The sequence below is a fragment of the Hufsiella ginkgonis genome (genome assembly GCF_009834915.1).
GTDB lineage: Bacteria > Bacteroidota > Bacteroidia > Sphingobacteriales > Sphingobacteriaceae > Hufsiella > Hufsiella ginkgonis.
Genome location: NZ_WVHS01000005.1, coordinates 190,989 through 215,377, shown reverse-complemented (window position 1 = coordinate 215,377; position 24,389 = coordinate 190,989). Strand labels below are relative to the sequence as shown.

25 protein-coding genes are annotated in these 24,389 nt (G+C 49.4%); 19 read left to right on the top strand and 6 right to left on the bottom strand.

What is annotated here, in order from left to right:
* The first annotated feature begins 58 nt into the window (after nucleotides 1–58).
* Nucleotides 59–1,885 carry a DUF748 domain-containing protein gene (locus tag GS398_RS19730; protein WP_160908540.1) on the top strand — a complete coding sequence of 609 codons (1,827 nt, stop codon included), beginning with the start codon at nucleotides 59–61 and terminating at the stop codon, nucleotides 1,883–1,885.
* 21 nt (nucleotides 1,886–1,906) lie between these two features.
* Nucleotides 1,907–3,781, top strand: a complete 1,875-nt coding sequence (locus tag GS398_RS19725) for an AsmA family protein (protein ID WP_160908539.1) — start codon at nucleotides 1,907–1,909, stop codon at nucleotides 3,779–3,781.
* Between the two features lie 35 nt (nucleotides 3,782–3,816).
* Here the strand turns inward: GS398_RS19725 and GS398_RS19720 are convergent, their stop codons facing one another.
* Together GS398_RS19720 and GS398_RS19715 are read right to left on the bottom strand one after the other, a co-directional pair.
* Nucleotides 3,817–4,614 carry an ABC transporter permease gene (locus GS398_RS19720; RefSeq protein WP_160908538.1) on the bottom strand — a complete coding sequence of 266 codons (798 nt, stop codon included), beginning with the start codon at nucleotides 4,612–4,614 and terminating at the stop codon, nucleotides 3,817–3,819.
* A 1-nt stretch (nucleotide 4,615) separates the two neighbouring features.
* Nucleotides 4,616–5,521 carry an ABC transporter ATP-binding protein gene (locus GS398_RS19715; protein WP_160908537.1) on the bottom strand — a complete coding sequence of 302 codons (906 nt, stop codon included), beginning with the start codon at nucleotides 5,519–5,521 and terminating at the stop codon, nucleotides 4,616–4,618.
* 424 nt (nucleotides 5,522–5,945) lie between these two features.
* Here GS398_RS19715 and GS398_RS19710 point away from each other — a divergent pair, with 424 nt between their 5' ends.
* Both GS398_RS19710 and GS398_RS19705 read left to right on the top strand, forming a co-directional pair.
* Nucleotides 5,946–6,959, top strand: coding sequence for a sensor histidine kinase (locus GS398_RS19710; protein ID WP_160908536.1), 1,014 nt, complete (start codon nucleotides 5,946–5,948; stop codon nucleotides 6,957–6,959).
* Between the two features lie 18 nt (nucleotides 6,960–6,977).
* A complete protein-coding gene (locus GS398_RS19705; RefSeq protein WP_160908535.1) occupies nucleotides 6,978–7,700 on the top strand; it encodes a LytR/AlgR family response regulator transcription factor in 723 nt (240 codons plus the stop codon).
* A 15-nt stretch (nucleotides 7,701–7,715) separates the two neighbouring features.
* Here GS398_RS19705 and GS398_RS19700 read toward each other — a convergent pair whose 3' ends face one another.
* From GS398_RS19700 to metK, 3 genes are read right to left on the bottom strand one after another with little or no spacing between them, the layout of a single operon-like run.
* Nucleotides 7,716–8,471: a lysophospholipid acyltransferase family protein gene (locus GS398_RS19700; RefSeq protein ID WP_160908534.1), complete on the bottom strand. Its 756-nt coding sequence runs from the start codon at nucleotides 8,469–8,471 to the stop codon at nucleotides 7,716–7,718.
* Nucleotides 8,472–8,511: 40 nt separating this feature from the next.
* The gene (locus GS398_RS19695) at nucleotides 8,512–9,084 is read right to left on the bottom strand and encodes an NUDIX domain-containing protein (protein WP_160908533.1); all 573 of its coding nucleotides are present in this window, start codon (nucleotides 9,082–9,084) and stop codon (nucleotides 8,512–8,514) included.
* A 57-nt stretch (nucleotides 9,085–9,141) separates the two neighbouring features.
* Nucleotides 9,142–10,398, bottom strand: coding sequence for a methionine adenosyltransferase (metK, locus tag GS398_RS19690; RefSeq protein ID WP_160908532.1), 1,257 nt, complete (start codon nucleotides 10,396–10,398; stop codon nucleotides 9,142–9,144).
* A 197-nt stretch (nucleotides 10,399–10,595) separates the two neighbouring features.
* Between metK and GS398_RS19685 the strand changes: the two genes are divergently transcribed.
* The 3 genes from GS398_RS19685 (at nucleotide 10,596) to GS398_RS19675 (ending at nucleotide 13,281) form a co-directional block, all read left to right on the top strand.
* A complete protein-coding gene (locus GS398_RS19685; protein ID WP_160908531.1) occupies nucleotides 10,596–11,468 on the top strand; it encodes a diacylglycerol/lipid kinase family protein in 873 nt (290 codons plus the stop codon).
* A gap of 74 nt (nucleotides 11,469–11,542) precedes the next feature.
* Nucleotides 11,543–12,925 carry an OmpA family protein gene (locus GS398_RS19680; RefSeq protein ID WP_160908530.1) on the top strand — a complete coding sequence of 461 codons (1,383 nt, stop codon included), beginning with the start codon at nucleotides 11,543–11,545 and terminating at the stop codon, nucleotides 12,923–12,925.
* A complete protein-coding gene (locus GS398_RS19675) occupies nucleotides 12,922–13,281 on the top strand; it encodes a translation initiation factor (protein WP_160908529.1) in 360 nt (119 codons plus the stop codon). Before GS398_RS19680 ends, GS398_RS19675 begins: the two co-directional genes overlap by 4 nt.
* A 258-nt stretch (nucleotides 13,282–13,539) precedes the next feature.
* Here GS398_RS19675 and GS398_RS22735 read toward each other — a convergent pair whose 3' ends face one another.
* On the bottom strand, nucleotides 13,540–13,668 hold the full coding sequence (locus tag GS398_RS22735) for a hypothetical protein (RefSeq protein WP_255494219.1): 129 nt from the start codon (nucleotides 13,666–13,668) through the stop codon (nucleotides 13,540–13,542).
* Here GS398_RS22735 and GS398_RS19670 point away from each other — a divergent pair.
* The 12 genes from GS398_RS19670 to nuoF all read left to right on the top strand — a co-directional run bounded on the left by GS398_RS19670 (nucleotide 13,661) and on the right by nuoF (nucleotide 24,370).
* The gene (locus GS398_RS19670; protein WP_237488260.1) at nucleotides 13,661–14,416 is read left to right on the top strand and encodes a MotA/TolQ/ExbB proton channel family protein; all 756 of its coding nucleotides are present in this window, start codon (nucleotides 13,661–13,663) and stop codon (nucleotides 14,414–14,416) included. The genes GS398_RS22735 and GS398_RS19670 overlap by 8 nt on opposite strands.
* Before the next feature lie 93 nt (nucleotides 14,417–14,509).
* The gene (locus tag GS398_RS19665) at nucleotides 14,510–15,136 is read left to right on the top strand and encodes an ExbD/TolR family protein (RefSeq protein WP_160908527.1); all 627 of its coding nucleotides are present in this window, start codon (nucleotides 14,510–14,512) and stop codon (nucleotides 15,134–15,136) included.
* 28 nt (nucleotides 15,137–15,164) lie between these two features.
* On the top strand, nucleotides 15,165–15,719 hold the full coding sequence (locus tag GS398_RS19660; protein WP_160908526.1) for an ExbD/TolR family protein: 555 nt from the start codon (nucleotides 15,165–15,167) through the stop codon (nucleotides 15,717–15,719).
* 47 nt (nucleotides 15,720–15,766) lie between these two features.
* Nucleotides 15,767–16,594: an energy transducer TonB gene (locus GS398_RS19655; RefSeq protein WP_160908525.1), complete on the top strand. Its 828-nt coding sequence runs from the start codon at nucleotides 15,767–15,769 to the stop codon at nucleotides 16,592–16,594.
* Nucleotides 16,595–16,841: 247 nt separating this feature from the next.
* Entirely contained in the window at nucleotides 16,842–17,768 is a 927-nt protein-coding gene (locus GS398_RS19650; RefSeq protein ID WP_160908524.1) for a substrate-binding domain-containing protein, read from the top strand.
* 109 nt (nucleotides 17,769–17,877) lie between these two features.
* Complete coding sequence (locus GS398_RS19645; RefSeq protein WP_160908523.1) at nucleotides 17,878–19,530, top strand: tetratricopeptide repeat protein; 1,653 nt, start codon at nucleotides 17,878–17,880, stop codon at nucleotides 19,528–19,530.
* A 91-nt stretch (nucleotides 19,531–19,621) separates the two neighbouring features.
* The gene (locus tag GS398_RS19640; protein WP_160908522.1) at nucleotides 19,622–19,993 is read left to right on the top strand and encodes an NADH-quinone oxidoreductase subunit A; all 372 of its coding nucleotides are present in this window, start codon (nucleotides 19,622–19,624) and stop codon (nucleotides 19,991–19,993) included.
* Between the two features lie 225 nt (nucleotides 19,994–20,218).
* Nucleotides 20,219–20,761, top strand: a complete 543-nt coding sequence (locus tag GS398_RS19635) for an NADH-quinone oxidoreductase subunit B (protein WP_160908521.1) — start codon at nucleotides 20,219–20,221, stop codon at nucleotides 20,759–20,761.
* The gene (locus GS398_RS19630; RefSeq protein ID WP_160908520.1) at nucleotides 20,761–21,264 is read left to right on the top strand and encodes an NADH-quinone oxidoreductase subunit C; all 504 of its coding nucleotides are present in this window, start codon (nucleotides 20,761–20,763) and stop codon (nucleotides 21,262–21,264) included. The genes GS398_RS19635 and GS398_RS19630 overlap by 1 nt, the downstream gene beginning before the upstream one ends.
* Nucleotides 21,261–22,472 carry an NADH-quinone oxidoreductase subunit D gene (locus tag GS398_RS19625; protein WP_160908519.1) on the top strand — a complete coding sequence of 404 codons (1,212 nt, stop codon included), beginning with the start codon at nucleotides 21,261–21,263 and terminating at the stop codon, nucleotides 22,470–22,472. Before GS398_RS19630 ends, GS398_RS19625 begins: the two co-directional genes overlap by 4 nt.
* Nucleotides 22,465–23,007, top strand: a complete 543-nt coding sequence (locus tag GS398_RS19620) for an NADH-quinone oxidoreductase subunit NuoE family protein (protein ID WP_160908518.1) — start codon at nucleotides 22,465–22,467, stop codon at nucleotides 23,005–23,007. Before GS398_RS19625 ends, GS398_RS19620 begins: the two co-directional genes overlap by 8 nt.
* Before the next feature lies 1 nt (nucleotide 23,008).
* Entirely contained in the window at nucleotides 23,009–24,370 is a 1,362-nt protein-coding gene (nuoF, locus tag GS398_RS19615) for an NADH-quinone oxidoreductase subunit NuoF (protein ID WP_160908517.1), read from the top strand.
* Nucleotides 24,371–24,389: the final 19 nt, after the last annotated feature.

Here is a 24,389-nt window from a genome sequence, read left to right as displayed (position 1 = left end):
TAAAAGAAGGCACCGGCTTATAAGAAATCACTTGTATTTGTGTCGCTCTTTTTAACGAATGGAAAGAAAATTCAGTGTCCGCCGCATTCCGAAAGCCTTGAAATGGGTGATGGGGATCTTCGGGGGCATTGCGTTGCTGGTGCTGGCCGCGGCCTTATACCTGGCTGCCGCGTGGAAGCCGATGATCTCGTCGCGCCTGCGGGAAGCGGTAACGAAGGGGACCGATTCTCTTTATTCTATCAGTTTCGACGACATGCGCCTCAACCTCTTTACCGGTAACGTGGCGTTCACCAACATTATTTTTAAACCCGATACGGCCGTTTACCGGAGAATGCGGGAGGCGGGCCTGGGCCCGGGATCGCTGTATGACATTTCGCTAAAGACGTTGGTACTGGAGCGTACCCGTCCGCTTACCGCTTACTTTAAGAAGCGACTGGAGATTAACGCGATCATTTTCGATCAGCCGAAGCTGGTCATCACGCGTTACCGCCCCCAAACTGCCAGGAAGCCCGTTGCTCCCAACCGGCCGCTTTACCGGCGTTTACCGGAGGCGCTGCATTCCGTCTCGGTGGGCGAGATCGTGTTTTACCACGCGGATGTAACGATTAACGATAACCGGAAGGCCAGGCATACCGCCAACGCGTTTAAGGAAATGGCCATAAAAGTGACCGATCTGCTGGTCGATTCGGTTTCGGCCGGGGATAAGCAACGCTTTTACGGTACGCGTGATATTTTCGTACAGCTAAAAAACTACCGGCAACATACGTCCGATGGCATGTACACGATGCGATTTGAGGAGCTATCGGCTTCTACGCAGCATGGATATACCCGGTTGAAAGGATTCGCGATGACGCCCCGGCTCCCGGAATTGGCATTTTCCCGAAAATACAAAGTCCAGCATGACCGCTACGACCTGCGGTTCGACGAGATCCTGTTAAAGGGTATGGACTTCAGGCTGCTGGACAGCGACGAGCGCCTGTTCGCCCCGTCGATGACCGTAAGCGGCGCCCGGGCGAAGGTCTTCCTGAACCGGGAGCTGCCGCCGCCAGCCATCGATAAGTGGGTTAATTTCCCGCATGTAGTGCTCAAAAAGCTGCCGCTGAATGTGCGGATCGATACCTTGTTCATTAAACGAAGCGCGGTAACGTATTCCGAATTTAACCCGGTTTCCGGTCAGAATGGCACCGTGGCGTTCCGCGCATTTAACGGCAGTATCCGCAATGTGACCAACGATTCGCTAAGCCTGGCGAAAAACCATCACGCGTATGCGCGGGTTTCCGCGCTGCTGATGGGCAAAACGCCCATGTCGATGCAGATAGATTTCAACCTGGCGGATCCCGACGCGGCATTTAGCTTCCGGGGATCTGCCGCCAATCTCGACCTCGCCGGGCTCAATTCACTTAGCCGGCCGATGAGCATGCTGGAAATCGCGTCCGGATACGTAACCAGGGCCGTTTACCAGGCGCATGGCAACCGTTTTGGTACCCGGGGAACGCTAAGGCTCACCTACCGCGACCTGAAGATCAGGCTCCTGAAAAAGGACAAAGAAGATGGACATTTAAAAAAGAACGGGATCCTTTCTTTGTTAGCCAACGTGGCGCTGGTGAAGAATGACAACCCATCGCCGGGCGAGCCGCTCCGGGTGGCCGCTGTTAAGTTCGACAGGCCGCCCTATTCTTCTTTTTTTAATGTTTTGTGGAAAACAGTGTTCCTAGGCATTAAGGAGAGCATCGGCCTGGGCATGATCCCGGAAAAGGCGCCACCCGGTACGGAGAAGGTAAAAGAAAACAAGAAACAGGAACGCAAGGAGAAGCGTGCCGGGCGCCGGAAAAAGCGGCAGGAACGCCGGGAGCGAAGGGAAAAGGCGGATGAAAAAACAAGTTGACCAATTGCAGGTTGATTAGGCATGGAAACGAAGAAGCGTCGCAGATCGCGGATCTGGGGGTGGATACTGGGCTCGGTATTATTTATCGTGGCGGTGCTGGCCGGGATAGCCTGGTACCTGAGCCGCGAATGGAAGCCGCTGCTGGGTCAGCAGATGAAAGAACTCGTGCTAGCCTCGTCAGACAGTTTATACCATATCGAATACGACTCGTTCGATATTAACCTGGTAACCGGCAACGCGAGCATCACCAACTTCCGGCTGTTGTCTGACACATCCGTGTACCTGCGAATGGTAGCCAACCAGGAAGCGCCCGATAACCTGTATGAGCTGCGAGTGAAGTCGCTGATGCTGCGTAATTTCCATCCCAAGCTGCTTTACCAGCAAAAGAAGCTGAACATTAACAGTATCGTGATCGATAACCCTTCGCTTGCCATCACCAACAAACGCCAGCCTTATAATGATACGGTGCCCGTACATAAAGGAAAGCCGAAAACTATGTACCAGATGATCTCCAAGGTATTTAAGGAAGTGAAGATAGGAGGTATTAACCTGAAGAATATCGATTTTACGTTCATCAACCGGAGCAACCAGCCGGCGAAGCAGAACTCGGTGCGTAACCTCAATATCAATATTTCGGATATCCTGATCGATTCGCTTTCGGAAACCGACAAATCACGGCTGTACCATACCCGCAATGTAGACCTGCTGATGACCGACTATCGCATTGCGACGCCCGATAGCCTCTACTACCTCAATTTTAAGAACATGGCCTTTTCTACGTCCGGGAGAAGGCTCAGGTTCGACCGCATAGACCTGCAGCCCCGGTACAAAACCGCCGAGTTTTACCGCAGGGTAGGGCACCGGAAGGAGCGGTTCAACATCGCTTTTAATGAAGTGCTGTTAAAGGGAATCGATTTGCGGCGTTTCTCCCGAGACCAGAAATTATATGCCACCAGCTTCAATCTAAAGAACGGGGAGCTCTCCATATACAATACCAACGACCTGCCCAAGCTGGCCAGCAAGCCGAAATATGGCAAGTTCCCGCATCAGCAGCTGCAAAAGCTGGCGCTCGATCTGAAGATCGATACGTTCAATCTCCGTAATATCAACATCAGCTATTCAGAATATAACAAGGTTTCCCGACAAACAGGTAAGGTCACGCTCGACCGTACTTACGGCCGGATCTTTAACCTCACCAATGATTCTGTAGTTCTTGCCAAGAATCACCATATGAAGGCGTTTATCACCACTTATGTGATGAATAGCGGGCGACTCGACCTGAAGCTCGATTTCGACCTCTTTGATAAGAACGGCGCGTTTACCTATTCGGGCACGCTGGGTAAAATGGACGGCAGAAGCTTTAATAAGATCACACGTCCGCTGGGCTTGCTGGAGATCAACAGCGCGTCTATCAAACGCATGACCTTTAGCGCCCGTGCCAGCGAGATCAATGCGAGGGGCTCCGTGCAGTTTTATTACAACGACCTGAACGTGAACGTGTTTAAGCGTGATAAGGAAACGGGTGAAGTGAAAAAGCAGGGGCTGATCTCTACGGTGGCCAACATTTTTGTGATCCATGCCGATAACCCGTCGGATAAAGGGAAGTTTACGGAGGGAACGATCAGCTATGTACGTCCGCCGGAGGCCGCTTTTTTCGCGGTGATTTGGAAGAGCCTCTTTACCGGGATCAAAGAAAGCGTAGGCGTAAGCGCCGAAAAGGAAACGAAAATTAAGAACACGGTACAAAAAGTAGGCAACCTGGTGAACGGCATCAAACAAAAGCTGGAGGAACGCAAGGAACGCCGGAAAGAGCGCAAAGAGGAACGCAAAGAAAAGAAGCTATTGAAGGAAAAGGAGAAGAATGAGGAGAAAAAAGAGAAAGAGAAGGTCGATTAAAGTCCAGGAGGCCTGAGGGCCGGTGGCAGCGTGCTTTATTTTACGCTGCGCCTGGAGATTACGAAATATCCCACCACGAACATGACGGCCGAAATCGCCAGGCTAAGATAAATCTCTTTTGTTAAGAGGTCGATAGAAAGCTCTTTTCCCGGGCCCGCGTTTGAAGGCTTAAGGTTGCTGATCACCATCATGGGATGTGCATAGGGAATTTTCCAGGCATGCTCCCAATTGTTAATGGAGGCGATCATAGCGACCACAAACACGCAGAAGCCGATACCCATGGGTTTAAGGAAATCCGCCCACAGCAGGCTTAGCGCAAACTGGATGGAAAGGATACCAAGCGACGAAAGAAAAAGCTTAAAGTAAACGCTGGAAAGCAGCCGGATAAAGGAGTAATCGTTGAATTTGAGCTCCGGTACCAGGACGCCTAGCAGGTTGCCAGACAGCAGGGTGAATGAAGCGAAGAGCGTAAGACAGAGCGCCACAAGAAAAACCGTGTAAAAGTACTTGGCACTGTAGGTGGTGAGTTTGGGAATAGGCAGGGAAAAGAGACTTTTCCAGGTATCGGCGCGGTGTTCTATGCTGTTAACGGAGTAACAGGTAAAGATCACGAACATAGGGAGCAGTAATACGCCCATCACGCCGAGGCTGGCCATGCTGTATTGCATCCAGATTACGAGCGGCGGTTTGTTGATCAACCCTTGGTGCTTAAAATAAACGGCGGCGAAAACCAGTCCGCAAATAACGAGCGGCAGCAGGATGGCGCTCCAGAAACCCAGCGTTTTGCGTGTTTTAAGGAATTCTGACTTAAGGGAGAGGAAAAATGCCTGCATATTAAAGAGGTTGCGTTAAGCTTAAGAACAGTTGCTCGAGGTCTTTTTTAGTTTTACGGATGCTGTAAACCGTGGATCCGCTATTGACCAGCAGCGTATTCATGGCGCCCATTTGTTCGGCATCGGTAAAGGGAACGGTGACATACTCCTCTGTGATATCAGCCGGGTAACCGCCGGCAAGCAGTGTATTGGCGGCTTCCACGAGGTCGTTGGTTTCGATGATCACCTGTTCGTTGCTCAGCTGCTGCAGCTCGCCGATAGTCCCCTGGAACACCAGTTTGCCTTTGTTGATGATGCCTACGTGGGTGGCCATCCGTTCGATCTCACCCAGCAGGTGACTGGAAACGAAAACGGTCTTACCTTCTTCGGAGGTAAGACGCATCAGTAACTTCCGGATCTCGATGATCCCGTTAGGGTCCAGGCCGTTTGTGGGTTCGTCGAGTATCAGTAATTCAGGATCGTGCAACAATGCCAGGCCGATGCCGAGGCGCTGTTTCATCCCGAGCGAATAATTTTTAGCTTTTTTGTCGGCATGCGCCGAAAGGGCTACCAGGTCTAGTATGGCCGAGATCCTGTCGTCTTTTACTTTCAACAAAATAGCGCGTGCTTTTAAATTTTCGCGGCCGCTGAGATGCCCGTAAATGGCGGGCTGTTCTACCAGAGAGCCTATCTGGGCGAGCACCAGTGAGCGATTGGCGGAGATCTCTTTTTCGAAGAGGAACACGTTCTGGTCGTCAGACCGGAGCAGGTTAAGCAATACCTTAATGGTAGTGGTTTTCCCGGCGCCATTAGGCCCCAGGAATCCATAGATGCTGCCCTTATTCACCTGCAGGGAAACTTTATCAAGCACCTGCTGATCGGCAAAACGGTAACTAAGCTCGTGGGTTTGTATAACGGATTGCAGCATTCAGCTAAAATAATGTTTTTACCATTGTTTTAAGGGTAGGAAGCTGGAATGTTGCGGTTGCGGCAGACTTTTCTGACGAAATCTCTGCGGGGGTATTTATTATTAACATGCCGATGCAAAGAAATACAGGAATTAAAAGCATTAAAAACGGAGATGCGGTGATAAATGACTTTTTCATTGTGGGGGTCGGTTTCATTGCGATTTGTTTGATGGATCAAAGAAACGGCAAGGATCCCTCCCCTTAAAATTATTTAGACTAAGCGCCTGTATTATTAGATGAACGGCAGATAATGGGCGCCAAAGGGTAATTTGAGGTATTTTGCCCGTTGGCAGATAAATTCGGCCTGTTGGTCGAAATCGATAAGCACTTTCGACCCGGCTAACGTAAGTTAGACGTTGTAACTTATGTTTTGGTGTTCTTAATGTGAATAGTAAACAAAAAGAAATAGGGATCCATGGCCTGGTTTGGTTTGTGCTGATCTCGTTCTGTCTGCTCCTTGGGAGTAATGGCTTCGCGATCAGCCACGAGCTGGTGGTGGTGGTGGTATACTTCGGCCTGTTAAACATCCTGATATTTTATATCAACTACGTGTACCTGCTGCCGCATTTCCTGGCAAGGAAAAGATATAAGGTGTTCCTGCTTTCCGTGGTGGCGCTCGTCCTGGCCGCTGGTTTTGTTAAGTACGGGTTAGCCAGTTTTTTTGAAAAGGAGGTGCTGATCGGCGACATGAAGAAGCCGATGTCGTTCACCACTTATTACCGCCATACGTTACTGGCCAGTACGTTTTTCGTTTTTTTGAGCTGTACGGTCCATTTTACGGTCGACTGGTTCAGGAATGAGCACTCCCGAAAGAGCTTTGAGAAGGAAAAGCTTACCGCGGAGCTTTCTTTCCTCAAGTCGCAGATCAACCCGCATTTTCTGCTGAACTCGCTCAACAATATTTACTCGCTTGCCTATCAGCGGTCGGAAAAGACCGCCGAAGCCGTGCTGAAGCTCTCGGAGATTATGAAGTACATGCTGTATGAGAGTAATGACATGCGTGTGCCGATCTCGAAAGAGATCCATTACCTGGAAAATTACGTGGAGCTTCAGAAGATCCGGCTTAAAGATAGTGCGTTCGTTGAGCTCGATGTGGAAGGTGATGTTTCGCAAACGATCGTTCCGCTGATCCTGATCCCGTTCATCGAGAATGCATTTAAGCATGGGGTGATCAATGATCGTGCAAACCCGGTAAGGATACGCGTAAGAGCGACAACCGGCAAATTGCTTATCCGCGTGAGCAATAAAAAAAACCAGTATTCGAATAAAGACGATACGGGTGGAATTGGCCTGCACAACGTGAGCCGGCGGCTGGCGCTGTTGTACCCGGGAAGACATCACCTGGTAATTAATGAAGACACGGATCAATATACTTGTGAATTATCTTTAGATTTATAGCCGAACAGTAAACTCCCCATGATTCGCTGCATTGTAGTAGATGATGAGCCCCTGGCACTTGATATCCTGACAGATTATATTGAGAAAGTGCCCTTCCTGCAATTGGTGAACGCTACAACCAGTGCGTTTGAAGCGCTGGCGCAGGTACAGAAAGGCGAGGCGGATCTCGTATTCCTCGACGTACAGATGCCCGAGCTTACGGGAATCCAGTTCCTGAAGATCATTAACGGCAAATGCGGTGTTATTTTAACCACGGCCTATCCGCAGTATGCGTTGGAGAGTTATGAGCTGGATGTAGTAGACTACCTGCTCAAGCCGATCGCATTCGACCGGTTTTATAAGGCAGTTCAAAAAGTACAGGCGCAGGCCTTACAACCGGCAGCTGCTCCTGCGGTCCCGGCGCCCGTTCCGGTGCCTAACTCCCATGATTTCATCTTTGTAAAAACGGAACATAAGATCCAGAAGATCTATCTCGACGATATTCTTTATATAGAGGGACTGAAAGATTATATCTCCATATTTACGGCCGCCGAAAGAGTGATCACCCTGCAGAATATGAAAAAGATGGAAGAGGTGCTGCCTTCGCACCGGTTCATCAGGGTACATAAATCGTACATCGTATCGCTGGATAAGATCGACAGCATTGAGCGAAGCCGGATCCAGATCTGTGATAAGATCATCCCGATAGGGGACACCTACAGGGACTATTTTTTTAAGCTGATCGAGGGAAGGAACATTTAGTATGGCTATCAGCTTTTAGACCTCAGTTTTTAGCTCTTTCCCCAACGCCTTCCTGATCACTTCTTCCGTTCTCGCCACCAGCTCTGCGGGGCCGGGTAATGTTGAGGGTTCGATAGGTTCCAGCACCGTAAAGCGGATCTGTTCGCCGAAGCTAAGGGGGAAAATGCCGAAGCGGGTCAGTTTCCAGGAGCCGTCGATAGCAACAGGGACAACCAACGCCGTAGGTACTTTCTTGAGCAGGGTAGCTATTCCGCCTACGGCGAAGGGTTTGATATCGCCGTTATTGGAGCGTGTGCCTTCAGGAAAGATCACGGCAGACCAGCAGTTTTCGCTCATGCGGCGCGCCAGCTTCAGGATCTCGGCGATGGCCTGTTTGCTGTCTTTACGGTCGATATTCGCCCCGCCGCCATGTTTAAGGTTAAAAGAGATGCTGGGGATGCCTTTGGTAAGCTCTATTTTGGAGATGAACTTGGCGTGATAATGGCGCAGGTGCCAGATAAGCGGCGGAATATCATACATACTCTGGTGGTTGGCGATAAAAATAACCGGCCGGTTTTCCGGGATACCATCTCTCATCCTGAAGCTGATGTGACAACCGATAAGATAATACGTGCTGCTGAGGAGCAGGTTCAGGATATCTACGGAGCGTTTATGTGCCTTATACCCACCTATTTTGAGGCAAAGCCACTGGATGGGCTGGAAGATCCCCAGGAACAAACCAAAAACGAGGTAATGTATCGGGCTAAATATATAACCAGCGAGTTTATGCATAATCAAGAGAGGGCTAAAATAAAAAAAATGTAAATTTCTTTTAAACTTTTGCCTTTGTGCCCCCGCCAAAGAGCAGCTTTGTGCGCAATATCGCGGCAACGCTCATCGAATCAGTTATTTGACCGGAGATCACCATTTGACAGGCCTCTTCCAACGGGACCTTTTTTACCTGAAGGTCTTCGGTTTCTTCGGGTTCCGCATGTCCCTCCTGTAAGTCCCTGGCGAGGAAAATGACCGCGTATTCGTCGCTGACGGAGTTTGACAGGTGCATAACCAGCAACTGCGACCATTGTGTAGCCGTTACGCCTGTTTCTTCCGCCAGCTCGCGTTTTGCCGACTCGAGGGGATCGGTGCCTTCGGGACCGCCGCCTTCGGGGATTTCCCAGCTATATTGGTTGAGCACGTAACGGTATTGACCAACGAGCCAGATATTTAACTCCTCATCGAGTGCCACTACGCCAATGGCGAGGTTTTTGAAATGGACCTTGCCGTAAATTCCCTTTCCGCCCCCGGGATTAATTACCAGGTACTCCGTTACCCGGATCCACGGGTTGTCATAAATCTCCTTCGCGGAAAGCGTTTTCCAGGGATTTTTTTCTTGCTGAGGGGGCATCTGTGTAAATAAAAAAGCCTTCTGCATTGCAGAAGGCCATATAACCGATCTTTAGGATTATGCCAGGCTGAAGGCTGATTTCACTTTGTCGATGAAATCAAGTTTCTCCCAGGTGAACAATTCTACTTCCACCGACTTGCTGTTCCCATCTGCGCTTACGAAGGTCTTTGTTACTACCTCTGATTCGCGGCCCATGTGGCCGTATGCAGCGGTTTCCGAATAGATCGGGTTACGTAATTTGAGACGTGTTTCGATGCCGTAAGGCGTAAGGTCGAATATCTCGAGGATCTTGTTAGCGATCTCACCATCTGTAAGGTTTACTTTTGCGGTGCCGTTGGTGTTTACGTAAACACCCATCGGATCTTTTACGCCGATAGCATAAGAAACCTGTACAAGAATTTCGTCGGCCACTCCTGCAGCCACCAGGTTTTTGGCGATATGGCGGGTTGCGTAGGCTGCAGAACGATCAACTTTTGAAGGGTCTTTTCCCGAGAAGGCGCCGCCGCCATGTGCGCCTTTGCCGCCATAAGTGTCTACGATGATCTTACGGCCGGTTAAGCCGGTATCGCCATGCGGTCCGCCGATCACGAACTTCCCGGTAGGGTTGATGTGGTATTTAATATCGTCGTTAAACAATGCGGCAAGTTCCGGGGTAAGTTGTGATTTGATGCGCGGGATGAGGATATTGATCACGTCCTGTTTGATCTTAGCCTGCATGGCTGCTTCGGTGTCGAAATCATCATGCTGCGTAGAAACCACGATCGCGTCGATCCTGATCGGTTTCCCGTTGTCATCATACTCGATGGTCACCTGCGATTTTGCGTCCGGGCGAAGATAGGTGATGTCGTTGTTTTCTCTCCTGAGCACGGCAAGCTCCAGCAGGATCTTGTGTGCGAGGTCGAGGGCAAGCGGCATGTAATTGGCTGTTTCGTTGGTCGCATAACCGAACATCATGCCCTGGTCTCCGGCACCCTGTTCCTGTTTCTCTTTACGGTCAACCCCCTGGTTAATATCAGCTGACTGCTCGTGAATGGCGGAGATCACCGCGCAGGAGTTACCTTCGAACATGTATTCCGCTTTAGTGTACCCGATTTTCAGGACTACTTCGCGGGCTATCTTTTGTACATCAAGATAAGTGCTTGACTTTACCTCGCCCGCAAGCACTACCAGCCCGGTAGTAACAAGGGTTTCGCAGGCCACCTTAGAATCTGCATCCCAAGCCAGGAAGTTATCAATTAATGCATCTGAGATCTGATCTGCAACTTTATCAGGATGTCCTTCTGAAACGGATTCTGAAGTGAATAAATAAGGCATAATTTGTTTTAAATTAATATTGATTTGTAGGAGCAGGAAGAAAAAAGGCGATTGCAGGCAGGTAAAGAACTTGTTTTAGCACTTTTTTTAACGTGGTTGCAATCAACTCAAATCAATCCACTGTTTGCGGCACGAAAATACAACAATTTTTAATTGTGAAAAATTTTAGGGTTACTTTTGCCTGAATTTTTGAGAAATTGAGAAAAAGAATCCTGTTCATTATCAATCCTATTTCTGGCGGAAAGGATAAGACACGCGTTCCGCGGCTGATCGAGAAATATCTTGATAAAGAAAAGTTCCGGCCGGAGTATTTGTTTACCGAAGGCCGGGGGCATGCACGCGAGCTGACGGCAACTGAAGTAGCTAACCAGGCGGCCATTATCGTTGCGGTGGGGGGCGACGGCACTATTAACGAAGTGGCGGGCGCCATCGAGGGATCCGCTACCACCATGGGGATCATTCCCTGCGGGTCCGGCAACGGCCTTGCGCGGTCGCTGGGTATCCCGCTGAACCTGAGAAAGGCCATCGGCGAGCTGAACCTGCTGCAGGAAAAAGTGATCGATACCGGTGACATGAACGGCAAGAAGTTCTTTAACATGGCCGGAATGGGATTTGATGCACACATCAGCGCAAAGTTTGCGCACGACCATACGCGTGGATTTATGGGTTATGTGCGGACCTCTTTTGCGGAGATCACCACTTACCGCGCCCAGGATTACCGCGTGGTGGTTGACGGCGTGGTGGCCGACCGGGAGGCTTTTATGATCAGCATCGCCAATTCATCGCAATTTGGCAACGGGGCACATGTTTCGCCTTATGCCTCGTTAACAGACGGCTTGCTCGACGTATGTATTATCAAGCCTTTCCCGCTTTATCACTTCCCGGTGATGGGCTATCATATGTTCAGTAAAACAGCCGACAAATCGGGCTATGTGGAGATCATCCGCGGCAGCAGCATACAGATCAGCCGGGCAAAAGAAGGCCCCGTGCACCTCGACGGCGAACCCGTGGTAATGGAAAAAGAACTTAAAATTGAGATGAAGCCCCTTAGCCTGAAAATTCTCGTGTAAAGTTTTTTACATTTACTTGAAGGTTTGCACATCATCAGGTGCAGCTTTCCCGTTATCACCTAAATTTATTCTGTATGAAGAAGTACTTGTGCCTGGTGTGCATAGCGTTGTATGCACAACTATGCATGGCACAGATCAGGGTAAGCTCAACGAAAGTAGACGACTGGGTTAAGAAGAATTTTTCCGGGCAGGGTGTAGTGATCGGGAACATCAAGTTCCACGGCGCCACACTTTCGATGGCTGCTTTTACAAGTACGCCGAACGTATTGCAGGTACAGCGGGGGCTGGTACTGTCAACGGGCAGCGCGTTCATGGTGGCCGGTTTTAACAACCGCTATAACGCGTCGACCGCCTTTCGCAATATGGGCGAAAACGAAACCGACCCCGACCTTTCCAAGATCATAAAGGGGCAATTATATGACATTTGCTACATCGAGTTCGACTTCGTACCGATGGGTAACAGCGTACAGTTCAATTACCAGTTCGGCTCTGACGAGTATCCCGAGTACGTAGGATCGGCCTACAACGATATTTTCGCGTTCTTTATCTCGGATGATAAATCCACCAGGAACATCGCCGTGATCCCGGGCAAAGACGTTCCGGTGAGTGTGAACACCATTAACGCCAAGGCCGATTCGGCCTATTTCCTGGATAACAACCCCTTCGCGCAACCGGTGGCGAAACGGCCGGGCGAGGCCAGGAAGGATGACGTTAAGCGTACCATTCCCGGAAAGGTGCTGCATGGGGTGGCCTCGATCTTTTCTCCGCGACAGGTGGAAGATGAAGCCGCCGGCGTGATCCAGGACCCTGCCCTGATCAAAAAACTTAACCCGGCCATGTACCGCAACCTTCAGTTTGACGGCATTACGCGCAAAATGGCCGCACAGGCGTTCGTCGAACCCTATAAAAAGTACCACCTCAAGATCATCATCGCAGACGTAGCCGACAATATTTATGATTCGGGAGTATTTATCGAGGACCGCAGCCTTACCGCAAAGCGCGACTCGCTGGCGCCTGGTTTCGTTGATTATCCCGATATGTCGAAGATCATCGATCCTAAGCTCATCCTGGCGGGGAAGAAAGTAGAAGACATCCTGCCAGATACCCTGAGCATTAACAACATTGCGGTGTATTTCGACACCGATAAGTCTGAGGTGCTTCCGTCTGAGCTCGCGAAGCTGAAAAAGATGGTGGGTGTTTACGACATGATCAAATCAAACTATGAGATGTTCCTGGTAGGGCATACCGACAGCGTGGGAAGCCTTTCTTACAACATTGAGCTTTCGAAGCGGCGCAACCAGGCGGTAACGGACTCGCTGAACAAGTACATACCCGGCATCCGGCCCAACAGCATTTCGGAGAAAGCGTTTTTACAGCCGGCCGCCACCAATTCCACCGAAGAAGGGCGACACCGTAACCGGCGCGTAGAGATCATTTTTATAAAAAGAAGGAAATGAGCAGCGACAAGCGTTCGAAGAAGTTTAATAGTTTCGAGGGGATCGTTTATTCTACCGATCCCGATCATGTTTACCAGGCCGGCGAGGTAGGGGAGCCCCCGGCGCCGCCGCCGGGGGCCCAGCATTTAAAGGTGCAGCTGGACAAAAAGCAGCGTGGCGGCAAGAAGGTGACGCTGGTGACAGGATTTTCGGGTTCCGCGGCCGAACTGCAGGCGCTGGGCAGGGAGCTTAAGCAAAAATGCGGGGTAGGTGGTAGCACGGGAGACGGAGAGATCCTGGTACAGGGCGATTTCCGGGATAAAGTGATTGCGATTTTACAGGCCGCAGGTTATCATGTGAAGCGCGTCGGGGGATGACAACCTGGCCGGCAAAACGTTTTAGTAATTGCCAAACCATTTTGTATTTCATTAAAAATTACTTTTCATTGTAAAAGATTGTTTCCGGAAGAGACAATCTTTTTTTTAAAAGCGTCCGCAGGTGTCCTGGGAGCCATTTTGTTTAGCCGTAACGTAATTGTTATTTAATGCACAAATAATTTTTTATTAATTCGAAAATTCTAAATTTGTTATTCTGTTATTGCAGAACACATGTTAAAAAAGAAAAATCAACAAACACTATTCTAAATCAACACTAAAACTAAAATTAAAAAAAATGGCAAGCGCACCTGCACCCAAACCAACAACAACAGCGAAGAAAGAGAGCTCATCCGGTTCAAGCATTTTTGCAAGTTTAACAATGGTCATCTGTATCATCATCGGTTTCCTTCTCTGGAAATTTGTAATGGGTAGCCCTGCGAACTTTGAAGGTGGGGATCCTGAAACCGGACACCCGAAAGTTGGTAACTATTTCGGCATGGTTTACAAAGGAGGATTTATCGTACCGGTTCTGATGGGAATGTTACTGATGGTAATCGTATTTTCATTTGAGCGTTTCCTCGTGATCAACAAAGCTTCAGGCACAAGCAGCGTAGATGCTTTCGTGAAAAAGATCCAGGGATTCCTTTCTTCAGGAAACATTGATGCCGCTATCGTTGAATGCGACAAACAAAAAGGATCTGTAGCTAACGTGATCAAATCCGGTTTAAGGAAATACAAAGAAATGGAGACCGATACCGTGATGGATACCGAGCAGAAATGTCTCGCGATCCAGAAAGATATCGAAGAAGCCACCGCGCTTGAAATGCCGATGCTTGAGCAGAACCTTACCGTTATCGCAACCCTCGTTTCTATCGGAACGCTGATGGGCCTGTTAGGTACGGTAACAGGTATGATCAAGGCGTTCGCCGGTCTGGCAACTGCCGGTGCCCCTGACCAGGCACAGCTTGCAAATGGTATCTCTGAAGCGTTGATCAACACAGCGACAGGTATCTTCACCTCTGCGCTGGCGATCATCATGTACAACGTGTTCACGTCTAAGATCGATAAACTGACTTACTCGATCGACGAGGCCGGTTTCTCTATCGTACAGACCTACGCAAGTACACACAAATAAAAAAGTGAAAAAAAACATTCCCGGGCTTATGGAATCCCGGGAACGTTCGCATCACTATATCAAAGAACAGAGAATCAATTAAAAACTAAGGCAATGCCAAAAGTAAAAATTGCAAGAAAGAGTACAGCGATCGATATGACGGCGATGTGCGATGTGGCGTTCCTGTTGCTTACGTTCTTTATCCTGACCGCTACCGCGCGTCAGCCAGAACCGCTCCCGGTTGATACCCCTGCTTCTACCGTTACTACGCCTCAGCCTGACAAGGATATCGGTACAGTAACCATAGGAAAAGGAAAGGTGTTTTTCGGGGTGAAAGAACCAGCGATACGCAGGTCGATGCTCGAGAAAATGAGCGGCATCTATCACATCCCCTTCACTGAAGACGAAAAGAAGCGTTTTTCCCTGATGGAATCGTTCGGTGTGGATATGAACAACCTGAAAACGATCATTAACCTGGATAACACACAGCGTAACAAAGAAGGCTTCCAGCCTGGTATTCCTACCGACTCTGTCGGTGATACACGTTCGCAGCTGGCAGAATGGATCTACCAGGCACGTTACGCGACCAAGGAGATCAACAACGCGGATATGCGTTTAAGTATCAAGGGCGATGCGCCGGAAGAATATCCTGCAATACAGAAAGTGATCAAGATCGTTCAGGCACAGAATTTGAACAAGTTTAGCCTGATCACTTCTTTACGCGCAGCTGAAAAGAAATAAGTTATAAAAAGAAGTTAAATCTTAAGAAATGGCAGAATTAAATACCGGCGGCGGTGGCGGCGGCAAGGGTGGTAAGATAAGGACCAAGAAAATGTCGACCAGGGTGGATCTCACCGCGATGGTAGACCTTGCGTTCCTTCTTATTACATTCTTCATGCTCACTACCAGCTTAGCCAAACCCAAGGCAATGGACCTTGTGATGCCTGACAAGAACGAGGACAAGCCGGAAGACCAGCTGAAAGTATCTGAGAACCGTACGCTGAACATCCTGCTCGGGAAGAACAACAAGGTAGAGTGGTACATGGGAAGGCTCGATAACATCATCGGGTCTGCCGAAGTAGCCGGATTTGGTAAGAACGGGATCCGCAAGGTGATCATGGATAAACAGCGGTCCGTTACTGCGTTAACCGGTGATCCGAAAAAAGGGCTTGTAGTACTTATCAAACCGAGTGATAAATCCACCTATCGAAACCTGGTAGACATCCTCGATGAGATGGCGGTACTGAATGTGACACAATACGCAATTGTAGATATTCACCCTCTTGAAGTTACCAACTTACTCAAGCGTGATAATATTTATTAGTGAGTATAGAAGAGTCAGATAATTTGTTAACGCTTTAATTTTAAAGTATGTTCGGGTCAAAATTGGATATTTTTAAGTTGCAATGGCTGGACGTTGTCTTTGCCAACCGCAACAAAGCCTACGGAGCCTATGAGCTTCGTAAGGAAAATTCGAAAACGACTTCCAGGGCGTTGGTGATCGGTAGTGTGCTGTTTGCTTTGGCAATCTGTTCCCCGATGATCATCAAAGCACTCTCAGGTTTTATACCTGATGATGAAGAGAAGCTTGTTAAAACAGAAGTGGTGCTCATGCCGCCGCCCCCGGTGAACAAAGAGACACCTCCGCCGCCGCCGCCGCCTGAGCCACCTAAACCAAAGGTGGACCAGATCCGTTTCCCTCCTCCGGTGCCTGCACCTGAAGAAGAGGTAACCGAGGAGCCGCCAACCGTTGAGGATATGAAAGAAGCAGATCCGGGACCTAAGACTATCGAGGGTGACCCCAATGCGGAGATCAAGATCGACGAGCCGGTAGGTGAAGCGCCTAAAGAAGCAGAAGTAACTGAAGATAACAGCGTACATGATTTCGCTGCGATCGAGAAGGCTCCTGAGTTTAAAGGCGGTGAAAAAGCATTCCGCGCTTACATCCAGAAAAACTACAAATACCCTCCAATGGCTACCGAACAAGGTGTGTCTGGAAAGGTGATCCTGCAGTTCGTGGTTGAAAAGGACGGAAGCCTTACCGATATCAAGGTCGTGAGAGATCTGGGTATGGGTACCGGCGACGAAGCTAAACGCGTTTTGGCCAAAATGCCGCCATGGCAGCCCGGTATTCAAAACGGCCGTCCGGTGCGGGTAGCTTTTACTTTACCACTAGCTTTAAGTATCGAGGCACAGTAAGATACAGCATGTATAACACAAATAACCAGCAGAAATCGCCCCAAAAGCGATTTCTGCTCATTTTAGGCCTTGTTATGTTCGGGTTTTACTTCGTGCTCGGCCTTGTGATTATCTTTTGGAAAGACTTCCCGATAGAGATGTCGTCCATGTTAAGGATACTCTTTGGGGTGTTGTTAATCGTTTATTCGTTTTTCAGGTTTATCAGGCTTGTCCAGGTAAGGAAAGATTAAATCTGCCAGCTGATCATATGATAAGAAATTTAAAGAGGATATTTTCCGGGTCTGCCGTATTACTGATCCCGGTTGTCTTTTTTGCTTGCAGCGGTACTGTGAACACAAAAGAGGCGTATAACTATACCCAGGGTTCGGCGAAGATCGTTGTTGACGAAAGCCTGGCGCCTATCGTGGACGATCAGTGGCAGGTGTTTCATAACAGTTATCCCGAAGCGAAGATCGAAATGGTGTACCTGCCTGAGACCTCGGCGCTGAACCTGCTTTTAACGGATAGTATGAAGATCGCTATCCTTTCTGATACGCTTACGCTGGAACAAAAGAAACACTTCCAAAATAAACAGCAGTCGGTGCTCGTTAATAAGTTTGCCATCGACGGGGTGTCGCTGGTAACGCATCGGACTTCGGCGGATACGTTAATCACCGTACAGGAGATTATCGATATTATGCGGGGAAAAAGCTTAAAAGGAAGGGACCTCGTGTTTGATAACGCCAATTCAAGCACGGTGCGCTACCTGAAGCAGCTCAGCGAGGTACAGAATCTTCCTGCTGCCGGTGTCTATGCGCTTAAATCGAACCCGGAAGTGATCCGTTATGTACAGGATCATCCCGGGGCTGTCGGGGTGGTTGGCATGAACTGGATGGAGCAGCCTGATTCGGCTATGGCGCCGGTAGTGGAGCAGCTGAAATATATGGGGGTGAAAAACCTCCCGGGGAAGCCGGGATCGGATGCTTTTTACAAGCCTAACCAGACTACTCTTGCTACAGGAGTATACCCGCTGATGCGTAGTTTGTGGCTTATCAACTGTTCCGGCGGCTTAGGCACAGGTTTTGCGGCTTTTATTGCGGGAGAACGCGGTCAACGGATCGTATTGAGGTCGGGTTTAATGCCAAATAAGCTTCCGCCACGTGAAATAATCCTAAAGAAGGGCTTCGCAAAGTAGAAAATCCACAAGGAAACAGAATTTTAAGTGAAATATTGACAAAGAACTGGATTATAGTATATTTGAAATTATGAAAGTGATGAAAAGAATAATCAAGTTAACGTTCGCAATGGCCCTCTCAGCCTCTGCAGCTTTCTCCCAAACTGCTGCCGATGCGAAAAAAGCGATTGATGCGGAACAGTACCAAAAAGCAAAAGGCATTCTCAAGAAGCTGATCTCCGCTCAGCCGGCCGCTGGTGAAAATTACTTTTACTTGGGGCAGGTATACCTCCAGACAGACTATATAGACTCTGCCAGGGCGACTTTTGCGAAGGGCGTTGCTTCAGCGGCCGATTATCCCCTGAACTACATTGGCCAGGGCGCGGTTGAACTGGAAACAGGCAACGAGACAGGTGCTAAAGGGCTCTTTGAAAAAGCGGCAGCTTCGGCTTCAAAGAAAGACGTTAAACCATTGGTTTATATAGGAAGAGCTTATACAGAGGCTTCGAAACCTGATTTCAAAACAGCCGTCGTTTACCTCGAAAAAGCAAAAGCCCTGAATCCTAAAGATGCCGAAGCATGGCTGGCAATAGGCAATGCACACCGGAACCTGGGTGATAACAGCGCAGCGTATAGCGACTATATTGCCGCTTACGACCTTGATAAGACGCTTATCCGCGCCAAGCTTGAAAAGGGCGTGAGCACCAAGATGGCCAAGGCTTATAAAGAAGCTGCCGATGAGTTTAAAGCGGTCATCGCACTCGATCCGAACTATGGACCGGCTTACCGCGAGCTTGCGGATACCTATCGCTGGATCTGGAATGGCGAGAGCGGCACACAGAATGAAACGATCAAGCTTGCGCTGCAGAACTATGAGAAATATATGGACCTCACAGACCGTTCGCTTGAATCGCGTATGAAACATGCCGACTTCTTGATCCTTTCCAAAGAGTACAAGGCATTGGAAGCCGAAGCTAATGAAATGGCTAAGCTAGATAAAACCAATCCAAGGATCTTCAGGTATCTGGGCTATGCAGCTTCCGAGAACGGGAATTACCCGGCCAGTATACAGGCATTGAAAGATTTTATCAGTAAGGTAGATTCTACCCGCCTGATCCCAAGAGATTATTTATACCTCGGAAAAGCGCAGATGAAAACAGGTGAGACCGTTGCGGGCTTTGCCAACCTTAAAAAGGCGATTCTGATGGATTCTACCTACGCAGAAATGATGGTGGAGATTGCCAAGGGTCTGTATGATGCGAAAAAGTTCGATGAAGCTTCGGCAGCGTATGAGCTTGCAGTAAAAAACCCGAAAGCAAAAGTTACCGACTACCTGTACCTTTCCCTGTCGTATTATTTTGATTACTCTACAAAGTCGAAAGCTAACCTGAGCCCGTCGAAAGATATCCTGGTAAAAGCTGATTCTACCCTAAGCTATCTGAACAGGCGCGCGCCTGCCAGCGCCGACCCTTATATTTTCAGGGCGCGTATCGGGCGGTTGATGGATGATGAGACCGCACCTAAAGGCCTGATGGTTCCTTTCTACGAGAAATTTGTGGAACTCACCAATGCCAACGTCGCGGCTAAAGGTGCTGCCACTTTAACCGCATCGGTAAAAAATAACTTGCTCGAATCTTATAATAATCTTGGCGCATTCTATGCCAATACCGATAAAGTAAAAGCTAAAGAATATTTCGATAAGAGTGTTGCCCTCGATCCCGCTAACGAGTATGCTACCAATGCCTTAAAGCAATTGGCCAGCATGACGAACACGCCAAAATAATTACCGCCGCTCCGTCGGCGTATAGTTAAATATTACAGAAAGAGCCCTGATTATTTCAGGGCTCTCGTTATATTCGCCCTTTTAAAATACTATGGAAGCTCAAAGCACCGCGATTAATTATTTACCCATCATTTTCCAAATATTGGTGGCATTGGGGTTTGCAGTAGGAACGATGGCCGTTACCCACATGATCGGCCCGAAGCGTAAAACCTCTGATAAGCTGACCCCTTTTGAAGCTGGTATCAAGGTTGTTGGTAACGCCAGGCAGCCCTTTTCTGTAAAGTATTTCCTGGTGGCTATCCTGTTCGTGCTCTTCGACGTGGAGGTGATCTTTATGTACCCCTGGGCGGTAAACTTCAGGGAGCTCGGAAGCACCGGGATGATCGAGATGTTCATCTTTATGGGAACACTGCTGCTCGGGTTTTTCTATATCATCAAGAAAAAAGCGCTGGATTGGGACTGAAGGCGTTTGACATTATACGTATCACTAGTTGTGCATACAGTGATGATCCGTGTTCCCTATTTGTTGCCTGCGTGAAATCCCGCAACGTGCAGCGTATTGCGTCCGACCTTCAACTTACTTAGATTGGTTCTAAATAATTGCCTCCGCTAAGGGGAAACTTAAATAAGTTGTAATTTTACGGCTCATTCAACTGGTTTGTAATGAGCTTTTTTTATAAGTAGGCAAATGAGTGAAGTTAATTTAGTGGAGGCTCCCCCGGGAGTAGAAGGGTCTGGTTTTTTTGCGACTTCTTTGGATAAAGTGGTCGGGCTTGCCCGGTCGCATTCATTGTGGCCGCTTCCGTTTGCGACCTCTTGCTGCGGTATCGAATTTATGGCCACCATGGGATCACATTATGACCTGGGGCGGTTTGGCGCCGAGCGTCCGAGCTTCTCGCCCCGGCAGGCCGATATGCTTATGGTAATGGGGACCATTGCCAAGAAGATGGGGCCGGTATTAAAACAGGTATACATCCAGATGGCGGAACCTCGCTGGGTGATCGCCGTTGGCGCCTGCGCATCGAGCGGCGGGATCTTTGATACCTATTCAGTAATGCAGGGCATCGACGAGATCATCCCGGTAGACGTTTACGTGCCCGGTTGCCCGCCACGCCCGGAAGCTATCCTGGATGGAGTGATGCGCATACAGGACCTGGTAAGAAACGAATCTCTTCGCAGGAGAAACTCTCCTGAGTATAAACAATTAATGGCAAAATACGGGATCCAGTAATGGGTAAGATCAGTAACCAGGAAGTACTACAAAAAATTACCGCACGTTTCGGCGAACAGGTTTCGGTTCCGGCGGAGCCGTTTGGATTATTAACCTTTGAAACGGGGAAAGATCATATCACGGAGATCCTGACCTTCCTGAAACAGGACGAAAGTTTACGGTTCAATTACCTGACAGATATTACCGCCATTCATTATCCTGAGCAGCAGCTCCCGATCGGTGTGATCTATCACTTGCATAGCTTAACGAATAACGTAAGGGTAAGGATCAAAGTTTTTCTCGAAGGAGAGCAGCCATCCATTCCCACCGCTACCGGTTTGTGGAAGGGTGCTAACTGGATGGAGCGCGAAACCTATGATTTTTTTGGTGTGAATTTCGAAGGACATCCCGATCTCCGCCGCATTTTAAATGTGGATGAGATGGATGTGTTCCCTATGCGCAAAGAATATCCATTGGAAGACCCTAACAGAGTTGATAAAAAAGATTTTTTCTTCGGAAGATGAGCAACCATCTTGTTTTTTCAGATAACGACCCGCAGATAGCGACCACCACGCTCAATCTCGGTCCTACGCACCCCGCTACGCACGGTGTATTCCAGAATGTGCTGGAGATGGACGGCGAACGCATCGTGAGCGGCGTGTCTACCATCGGGTATATACACCGCGCATTCGAGAAGATCGCGGAACACCGTCCGTTTTACCAGATCACCCCGCTTACAGACCGGATGAATTATTGTTCGTCGCCGATCAACAACATGGGCTGGCATATGACGGTAGAGAAAATGCTGGGCATACAAACCCCGAAACGGGTCGACTACCTGCGTGTGATTATTATGGAGCTTGCCCGCATTACCGATCACCTGATCTGTAACGGGATCCTGGGGGTAGATACCGGTGCTTATTCCGGCTTTCTCTACCTGATGGAGGAGCGCGAGCATATTTATGAGATCTATGAAGAGGTTTGCGGCGCCCGTTTAACCACTAACATAGGCCGTATCGGCGGATTTGAGCGCGACTTTAACGACATCGCTTTTGCCAAGATCCGCAAGTTCCTCAAACTCTTCCCGGCGGTATTAAAGGAGTTCGAGCAATTGTTTAACAGGAACAGGATCTTTATCGACCGTACTTCAGGCGTAGCCGCTGTTGACCCGGAAACCGCATTGAGCTATAGCTGGAGCGGTCCTATTCTGCGGGCCACCGGCGTAGATTACGATGTGCGCGTAAACGAGCCTTACTGCTCGTATGAAGATTTTGATTTCGAGATCCCGGTAGGCACTACGGGCGACGTATACGATCGTTTTATTGTTCGTAACGAGGAGATGTGGCAAAGCCTTCGCATCATAGAGCAGGCGATGCAGAAGATAGAGAAGGAGCCTAAAGGCATTTTTCATGCGGATGTGCCGGAGTTCTACCTTCCCCCGAAAGAGGAGGTGTATAACAATATGGAGGCGCTTATTTACCACTTCAAGATTGTGATGGGCGAGATCGATACCCCCAAAACCGAGTTATATCACTGCGTGGAAGGCGGAAACGGCGAGCTTGGCTTTTACCTGGTAAACGATGGCGGACGATCGCCGTACCGGCTGCATTTCCGCAGGCCGAGCTTTATCAACTACCAGATGTACGCGCCAATGACCGGCGGCATGCTGTTGTCTGACGCAATTATTAACATGAGTAGCTTAAACGTTATTGCAGGAGAATTAGATGCTTAACATAAACCAATCAGCGGAAATTATTTTCACCCCTGAGCTGCTTACCAAGTTCGGCGAAATCGTGAACCGTTACCCTGAAGGCAAGCAAAAGTCTGCGCTGTTACCGATACTGCACCTGGTGCAGGCCGAATACGGGTGGACAAGCGTTCCCGCGATGGATAAAGTAGCGGTATACCTGGGTTTGCAACCGATCGAAGTATACGAAGTGGCCACTTTTTACACCATGTATTTTCTCAAGCCAACCGGCAGATACATGCTGGAGGTTTGCCGCACAGGCCCTTGCTGCCTGGTAGGAGCAGAGAAGATCATGCAGTACCTGGAACAAAAGCTGGGTGTAAAAGAAGGGGAGATCACCCCCGACGGGATGTTCAGCTGGCGCGGTGTGGAATGCCTGGCGGCCTGTGGCTTTGGCCCGGTGCTCCAGATCGGCCCGGAATATACCTTCCACGAAAATCTTACTGAAAGTAAGATCGATGAACTAATAGATACTTTAAAGTTAACCACGGCGAAAACGCCGGTTGATTCGATCAGCTAATATGGGCCGCAAATTACTACTTGAACATATTAATGTGCCGGGCATCAACACGTTCGATGTGTACCGGCAGCAGGGCGGATACCGTGCGGTGGAAAAAGCCCTCAAAACATTGTCGCCTGAAGCGATCGTGGAGGAGGTTAAGAAATCCGGTCTGCGCGGACGTGGCGGCGCCGGGTTCCCTACCGGCATGAAGTGGAGCTTCCTGGCAAAGCCGGAAGGCAAGGCACGTTACCTGGTTTGTAATGCGGATGAATCTGAGCCGGGAACGTTTAAGGACCGCTACCTGATGACTTACATCCCGCACCTGCTGATCGAAGGAATGATCGTTTCCAGCTTCGCACTGGGTGCAGCTGTTTCGTATATCTACGTACGCGGCGAGATGATGCCGCAGATCCGTATCCTCGAACGGGCCATCGCGGAAGCAAAAAACGCTGGCTTCCTGGGCAAAAATATCCTGGGCTCGGGGTATGACCTCGAGCTGTATGTGCAGCCGGGCGGCGGCGCTTATATCTGCGGCGAAGAAACGGCGCTGATCGAGTCGCTGGAAGGGAAAAGAGGCAACCCGAGGATCAAACCGCCGTTCCCCGCCATTTCCGGTTTATACGGCTGCCCTACGGTGGTAAATAATGTCGAGTCCATTGCCGCCGTTGTACCGATCATTAACGACGGCGGCGAAGAATATGCAAAAGTCGGGATCGGCCGGAGCACCGGAACTAAGCTGATCTCGGCGGGAGGCAATCTTGCAAAGCCGGGTGTATATGAAATTGAGCTGGGCCTCCCGGTAGAAGAATTTATCTACTCAGAGGAGTATTGCGGTGGTATCGCCAATGGCAAGCGTCTGAAAGCGGTGGTTGCCGGCGGATCTTCCGTGCCGGTATTACCCGCTAACCTGATCCTGAAAACGGTGAACGGCGAAAAACGCCTCATGAGCTACGAATCTTTAGCCGATGGCGGTTTCGTGAGCGGATCGATGATGGGATCGGGCGGATTTATCGCGTTCGACGAGGACCAGTGTATGGTGCGCAACACCTGGAACTTCTCGCGCTTTTACCACCATGAAAGCTGCGGACAATGTTCGCCCTGCCGGGAAGGTACGGGATGGATGGAGAAGGTGCTTCACCGGATCGAGTACGGTCACGGTAAATATAGCGATATCGACCTGCTGGTAGATGTTTCCCGGAAGATCGAAGGCAATACGATCTGCCCGTTGGGCGATGCCGCTGCCTGGCCGGTGGCGAGTGCGATCCGGCATTTTCGCGATGAGTTCGAATGGCACATCACCCATCCCGCGGAAGCGGTAAAAAGAAACTTCGGGCTGGCGCATTACGCAGATCCGCTGCCGCCGGTAGCGGAGCCTGCCTGAGGTAAGCGGTTCGATTGAA

Coding starts and splice junctions, on each gene's coding strand:
- GS398_RS19730 (WP_160908540.1), top strand. CDS start 59: ATGGAAAGAAAATTCAGTGTCCGCCGCATTCCGAAAGCCTTGAAATGG.
- GS398_RS19725 (WP_160908539.1), top strand. CDS start 1,907: ATGGAAACGAAGAAGCGTCGCAGATCGCGGATCTGGGGGTGGATACTG.
- GS398_RS19720 (WP_160908538.1), bottom strand. CDS start 4,614: ATGCAGGCATTTTTCCTCTCCCTTAAGTCAGAATTCCTTAAAACACGC.
- GS398_RS19715 (WP_160908537.1), bottom strand. CDS start 5,521: ATGCTGCAATCCGTTATACAAACCCACGAGCTTAGTTACCGTTTTGCC.
- GS398_RS19705 (WP_160908535.1), top strand. CDS start 6,978: ATGATTCGCTGCATTGTAGTAGATGATGAGCCCCTGGCACTTGATATC.
- GS398_RS19700 (WP_160908534.1), bottom strand. CDS start 8,471: ATGCATAAACTCGCTGGTTATATATTTAGCCCGATACATTACCTCGTT.
- GS398_RS19695 (WP_160908533.1), bottom strand. CDS start 9,084: ATGCCCCCTCAGCAAGAAAAAAATCCCTGGAAAACGCTTTCCGCGAAG.
- metK (WP_160908532.1), bottom strand. CDS start 10,398: ATGCCTTATTTATTCACTTCAGAATCCGTTTCAGAAGGACATCCTGAT.
- GS398_RS19680 (WP_160908530.1), top strand. CDS start 11,543: ATGAAGAAGTACTTGTGCCTGGTGTGCATAGCGTTGTATGCACAACTA.
- GS398_RS19675 (WP_160908529.1), top strand. CDS start 12,922: ATGAGCAGCGACAAGCGTTCGAAGAAGTTTAATAGTTTCGAGGGGATC.
- GS398_RS19670 (WP_237488260.1), top strand. CDS start 13,661: ATGGTCATCTGTATCATCATCGGTTTCCTTCTCTGGAAATTTGTAATG.
- GS398_RS22735 (WP_255494219.1), bottom strand. CDS start 13,668: ATGACCATTGTTAAACTTGCAAAAATGCTTGAACCGGATGAGCTCTCT.
- GS398_RS19665 (WP_160908527.1), top strand. CDS start 14,510: ATGCCAAAAGTAAAAATTGCAAGAAAGAGTACAGCGATCGATATGACG.
- GS398_RS19660 (WP_160908526.1), top strand. CDS start 15,165: ATGGCAGAATTAAATACCGGCGGCGGTGGCGGCGGCAAGGGTGGTAAG.
- GS398_RS19655 (WP_160908525.1), top strand. CDS start 15,767: ATGTTCGGGTCAAAATTGGATATTTTTAAGTTGCAATGGCTGGACGTT.
- GS398_RS19650 (WP_160908524.1), top strand. CDS start 16,842: ATGATAAGAAATTTAAAGAGGATATTTTCCGGGTCTGCCGTATTACTG.
- GS398_RS19645 (WP_160908523.1), top strand. CDS start 17,878: ATGGCCCTCTCAGCCTCTGCAGCTTTCTCCCAAACTGCTGCCGATGCG.
- GS398_RS19640 (WP_160908522.1), top strand. CDS start 19,622: ATGGAAGCTCAAAGCACCGCGATTAATTATTTACCCATCATTTTCCAA.
- GS398_RS19635 (WP_160908521.1), top strand. CDS start 20,219: ATGAGTGAAGTTAATTTAGTGGAGGCTCCCCCGGGAGTAGAAGGGTCT.
- GS398_RS19630 (WP_160908520.1), top strand. CDS start 20,761: ATGGGTAAGATCAGTAACCAGGAAGTACTACAAAAAATTACCGCACGT.
- GS398_RS19625 (WP_160908519.1), top strand. CDS start 21,261: ATGAGCAACCATCTTGTTTTTTCAGATAACGACCCGCAGATAGCGACC.
- GS398_RS19620 (WP_160908518.1), top strand. CDS start 22,465: ATGCTTAACATAAACCAATCAGCGGAAATTATTTTCACCCCTGAGCTG.
- nuoF (WP_160908517.1), top strand. CDS start 23,009: ATGGGCCGCAAATTACTACTTGAACATATTAATGTGCCGGGCATCAAC.